A 249-nucleotide genomic window follows, 5' to 3' on the forward strand; every position below is an offset into this window, starting at 1 on the left:
CCGGAGGCTCGTCGCCGGTGTGGATCGCCGCGGTGCACGTGCCGCTGGTGGCGCTGGCCGCGGTGGTCGCGGCGCTGCGGATGGACAACCTGCCGGTGGTACGGGGCGGCGCCGCGGACCGGGATCCGGGTGGTGCGTTCCGGGATCCGCACGTGTGGGCGCTGTCGTTGCTGTCCCTGGCCACGGCCGGGTCGTTCACGGCGTACGGGCTCGCCTTCGGGCTCGTGCTGCGGGGCGGCTTCGGCTCCT

1 pseudogene is annotated in these 249 nt (G+C 75.5%); it reads left to right on the forward strand.

Annotated elements, in window-relative coordinates:
- Positions 1-249: pseudogene (locus ACSNOH_RS35390) on the forward strand (MFS transporter); the annotation flags it as partial.

Origin of the sequence: Streptomyces sp. URMC 127 (assembly GCF_051386535.1) — a bacterium.
Lineage (GTDB): Bacteria > Actinomycetota > Actinomycetes > Streptomycetales > Streptomycetaceae > Streptomyces.